This is a genomic window from Sphingomonas lacusdianchii, from assembly GCF_022664395.1.
In the GTDB taxonomy this organism is placed as follows: domain Bacteria; phylum Pseudomonadota; class Alphaproteobacteria; order Sphingomonadales; family Sphingomonadaceae; genus Sphingomonas; species Sphingomonas lacusdianchii.
Genome location: NZ_JAKRET010000053.1, coordinates 1 through 4,151, shown reverse-complemented (window position 1 = coordinate 4,151; position 4,151 = coordinate 1). Strand labels below are relative to the sequence as shown.

The following is a 4,151-nucleotide window of genomic DNA, read 5'->3' as shown; positions in this document are numbered from 1 at the left end:
CGCCATCTCGCTTCCCTCGATGAACGAGCCCTCGTAGGTGCGCTGCACGCGCTCATCCGCCCTCGTCTCGTCGGCGATCTGCATCGCGCGGGTGTCAGCCATCGTGCGGGCGAGATCCGAGAAGTTGTTGAAAGTAGCCATTGAAGCCTCCAATGCTTACGCTCTCTCATCCGGTATTGGATAAGATGAAATCTCATCGGACGGGTCGGAGCGGCTTTGTCAGGGACGCGAGGCAAAGCCTCGCGCCGCTTTAGCGGCGGTGGGGGTCACGATTTTCTTTGGCGCCGCGCCACCTTCGACAAGCAGGACTGCCGGCGCGGCGCCAAAGAAAATGGTGGGGCCCCGCCGTCCTTGAGAAAGTCGTGGAGGCCCGTCAGAATATGGCGATGAGGCTGGGTCCGATGCCGAAATGAGAGAGAGTTGATCGATCCCGCCCCGACCGCTCTCGCGGTCGGGTTAACAGCGGGATCGTCGTCATGGATTTGCCCCGGCCCGCTCCGGGCCGGGTTAACAGCAAATCCCCCGGGGACGTCCTTGCGCGAGGCCGTTACCCGAAGGGCGGAGCCCCTCCCTATGGGGCTCCGGGAGGCCCGCAGGGCCGACTAGGCCGGTCCCGCCGTCCCCGGCGGGACGTGCCACAAGGAATCCAGCGAGGGATCGTTACCCGAAGGGCGGAGACCCGTCAGGGGCTCCGGGAGGCGCAGCCGATTAGAGCCCGGTCCCGCCCATCGGGCGGGCGCCCTTGGTCATCGAGCGCTCTGCAATGCGGCGGTCACGAAGCCAGAGATACCCGAGCGGCAGCAGCATGAGCAGAGCGACATTGCCCGCTGCGATCATGTAGTCCTGCGGGTTCGGCCCGAGAGGGAAGTCGTCCCAGGTGAGGTACGTCAGAACATAGCAGACGCACGCGGCAAGGACCGGGCCGGCGAGGAGCAGATCGCGGGTATGGAATCGGCGCAAGACGATCTCCTTTGATGGCGTTCCTCTTTTGAGGGGCGGTTCAACGCTTGGTTGGCGCCTTCTGCGTGGCGAGATACCCGACGCAAGTGCCGAAGAGGATGCCCTGTGCGTAGATGAACGGCGAGTCCTGCTTGAATGCGTATCCAAGCGCGCAAAGCTGGACCAGCAGGAGGAACGCAAGGATTGTGTGAAGCGACGTGATCGGCATGCGCGCTCCTGTTGGCGAGCGATCAAAAAAGGGGGCCGAAGCCCCCTGTCGTATCAGCCGAGGCCGATCATCTTGAGCGCGAGAGGCCCCGCTGTGCCGCCAATCGCGGCGATCCCGAGGATCGCGGCCAGTTGGACGCGGCTCAGCGTGACCTTGTTCTCGAACTTGCCGTCGATGTTGTCGAGCTTGCCGTTCATGGTCTTGAGCTGCGCCACGAGATCGCGGTTTGCGGTATCCACGGTCCTCACGATGAAGTCCTCCGTAACCTCGGTCAGGTGTTGCGCCTCGTTGGGATCTATACCCGCCTTCAGCGCGGTGCGAAAGAAAGTGATTTGAAAGCCTGCCATTTCAACCTCCATTTTCCGATGGCGGTTCCGCCCGGGCATGCGGCGGTCAGGGCCGTCAGGGACGTTAACCGGGAAGCCGCGCCGAAGGCGTGGACCCCGGTTGACGCTCGCGAGTGGGGGAGCCGATTTTCTCGGCCCCAGAGCGGAGCGCAGCGGAGTGCCGGGTCGTGAAAATTGGGGGCACCGCTCATCCTTGACGGTCCGCCAACCCCGCATGCCAGACTTGGACGACATGAGAGAGAAGTATTGGGTTGGTCCGACGCGCGGCCGGAGCGAGACCGCAGCCGGCGCCGTCAGGCGCTGGGTGCCAGGTCGAGTGGAGACGCGCGGCGGTTGCAAGGGATCGTCACCCGACAGGGCGGAGACCCGCTCGCGGGGCTCCGGGAGGCGAAGCCGACTAGAGCCCGGTCCCGCCATAGGCGGGTGCCCTAGCCCTTGGTCACCGCTGGCTAGACAGGAACCCGTCTTTATGGCTCCCTCTCGTCAGAGGGAGGAAGCCATGCCACGCAGGAGCAATGACCTACCGGACGTCGACTTTCTGTTTCGATTTATTGGAAAGCCTTTCGTTAGTCCAAATTGGGCCTGCGCTTACATCGGCATCGGGCTCGTTATGACGCTAATGCAGATGTTCTTTGTTGGCTCGCCTACACCGGAGCCAGCACTCTCCCCGATCGACGCGATGACACGTCAGCTTCAGGCCATATATGGACTTAGGTTCTTGGTGCCGGCGCTTTGCTTCAATGTCGTCGGCTGCTTGGGTCTCCTGACCTGCCTTGTACGCGACTGGATAGATCGCACCGACTAAAGCCCGGTCCCGCCATAGGCGGGACGCGTCGGCATCATCAGCGCAGCGCCACGAACGCCAGCAGGGCGTTCAACAGGATCGAGAGCCCGAGCAGCGAGGCGAGGACGTTCCTGTCGCTCTTGTGGCGCGCAGTGAGCTGGCGAGCCGCGGCAGCGGAGCTGGCGCGCTCACGGGCTACCAGGGTCGAGAGGGTCTCGGAGAGCCGCATGAGCATGGTGCCTGTGGCACCGATCGAGCGAAGCCCCTGGTCATCAGGTGGGAGGGGTAGATCCTCGATGAGGCTGGCCGACGACGCGTAATCGTGGAGCAGGCCGATCGTCGTGTCGAGGTCGAGGTGGTCGCCCTCGAGCAGGGCCATCCTCGCCCTTGAGGCCGCCATGGCTCGGCATACTGCCGCAACCTCTGGATGGGTGTTGCCTGTCATGGTCGGCTCCTCACAATTCGTCGTAGTCGACGACCTTGCCCGTGCGGTCGCGGTAGACGTCGAGCTTTTCGGGTGCGTGCTTCGGGTCGGTGCAGTTGGCTTCGCCGTCGGGACGAACGTCGATCTGCTGGGTGTCGTATTTGTTGCCGCTGTCGATCCACCACTTGCAGCCGTACTGGTCCTCAACCTTGAACCAGCGGCGTGAGGAAAGGTCAGGACGGGGGTGTTCGCGCGAGAGCGTGATGTCCCCCTTCTTCAGCATGGCGGCGATCCGGGCGGGCTTCGCCTGTTCTTCGGCTTGCCGCGCCGCCTGGTCAGTGGTCGGACCGGGATCCGAGCAGGCAGCGGCCAGCAGCGGCAACAGGATAGCAAAGCGCATCATTCTAATCTCCGGCTGGCGGGTATGCGGGCGAACTACGCCGCAATCCGGAAGGCGGGAGGCTGATAGCTGCCGTCGGCGAAATGCTCGGCGATGGCCTCGAAAGTGCCGAGCTCGCGTGCTTCATCCGCGTCGATGACAACGCGCTCCTCTTCGTCCGCGGTGAAGCGCAGGCGGTCGCCACTGCCCTTCCAGACCACGATCTCCGGGCCAAAGGAGGGGGCGCCGCCCGACCAGCGCAGGTATGGCAGGTCGTGCGTGCAGCAGAAATCCTCGATTTCTGCGATCTCGCCGTCTCGGATCTCTTGGCCAAAGAGCCGCAACGGGCCGTCCTCAGGAAACTGGGAGCGGTCGAAAGGTTCGCCGCCCCAATCGATTGAAAGTCTCTCGGCCTGAACTAAGGTTACGAAGTCGTCGACCAGATTAGCAGGGAGCGAACCCCCGATCGTTATCGACACGGATACGCGGTCGCCCATGGGAATAGCTCCATCGGGTAGAGGCGAACTGGTCCCGGGCGAGTTCTCCTCGTCCCCTTGCCAGCACGTCATACCGCGTACCCCCTTCTCTTTTGCTTCCGAGTCTTGCGGCAGCGCAGCAGCGCTGCAAGCCATTTCTTCAAAAAAAGGGCGACGCCGAAGCGTCGCCCCTGAGTGGCACATGATGGGAGGCTGTTCACCATGTGCCGGGCCGGTATCGCGGGGAGCAGGCGTACCGGTATGGGATGGGCCGGCGCTTTAGCGCCGGCCGAGTTCGTCAGGCGTCGGCCGGTTCGCGGCGACGGCGACCGCGCGCGGGAGCGGGTTCGACCGGTGCTGTGGTCTCGCCAAGGCCATCGTTGATCGAGCCACCCTCGTCGCCTGCGCCGCCATCGACCGGGCTGCCATCGGCACCGAAGGGCGGCGCCAGATCGTCCTCGCTCTTGACGCCGAGGGCGGCACCGACGTCGCGGCGACGCTGCGCGCGCTGCCACACGATGTTGTACGAGCCGTCGTCCTGGCGGAAGGCCGAGACCTGGAGCGGGGCGGCGA

At 64.3% G+C, this 4,151-nt stretch carries 6 protein-coding genes and 1 pseudogene; all 7 read right to left on the bottom strand.

Translation table 11 applies throughout. From position 1 onward, the window contains the following. Nucleotides 1-708: 708 nt before the first annotated feature. Nucleotides 709-960, bottom strand: coding sequence for a hypothetical protein (locus MF607_RS22290; RefSeq protein ID WP_242122356.1), 252 nt, complete (start codon nt 958-960; stop codon nt 709-711). A gap of 40 nt (nt 961-1,000) precedes the next feature. After that, nucleotides 1,001-1,168, bottom strand: a complete 168-nt coding sequence (locus MF607_RS22285) for a hypothetical protein (RefSeq protein WP_242122355.1) — start codon at nt 1,166-1,168, stop codon at nt 1,001-1,003. 53 nt (nt 1,169-1,221) lie between these two features. After that, entirely contained in the window at nt 1,222-1,515 is a 294-nt protein-coding gene (locus MF607_RS22280; RefSeq protein WP_242122354.1) for a hypothetical protein, read from the bottom strand. Nucleotides 1,516-2,357: 842 nt separating this feature from the next. After that, nucleotides 2,358-2,678: a hypothetical protein gene (locus MF607_RS22275; protein ID WP_242122353.1), complete on the bottom strand. Its 321-nt coding sequence runs from the start codon at nt 2,676-2,678 to the stop codon at nt 2,358-2,360. A gap of 76 nt (nt 2,679-2,754) precedes the next feature. After that, on the bottom strand, nt 2,755-3,126 hold the full coding sequence (locus MF607_RS22270; RefSeq protein WP_242122352.1) for a hypothetical protein: 372 nt from the start codon (nt 3,124-3,126) through the stop codon (nt 2,755-2,757). A 32-nt stretch (nt 3,127-3,158) separates the two neighbouring features. After that, on the bottom strand, nt 3,159-3,599 hold the full coding sequence (locus MF607_RS22265) for a hypothetical protein (protein ID WP_242122351.1): 441 nt from the start codon (nt 3,597-3,599) through the stop codon (nt 3,159-3,161). 277 nt (nt 3,600-3,876) lie between these two features. Continuing rightward, nucleotides 3,877-4,151: pseudogene (locus MF607_RS22260) on the bottom strand (DUF736 domain-containing protein); the annotation flags it as partial.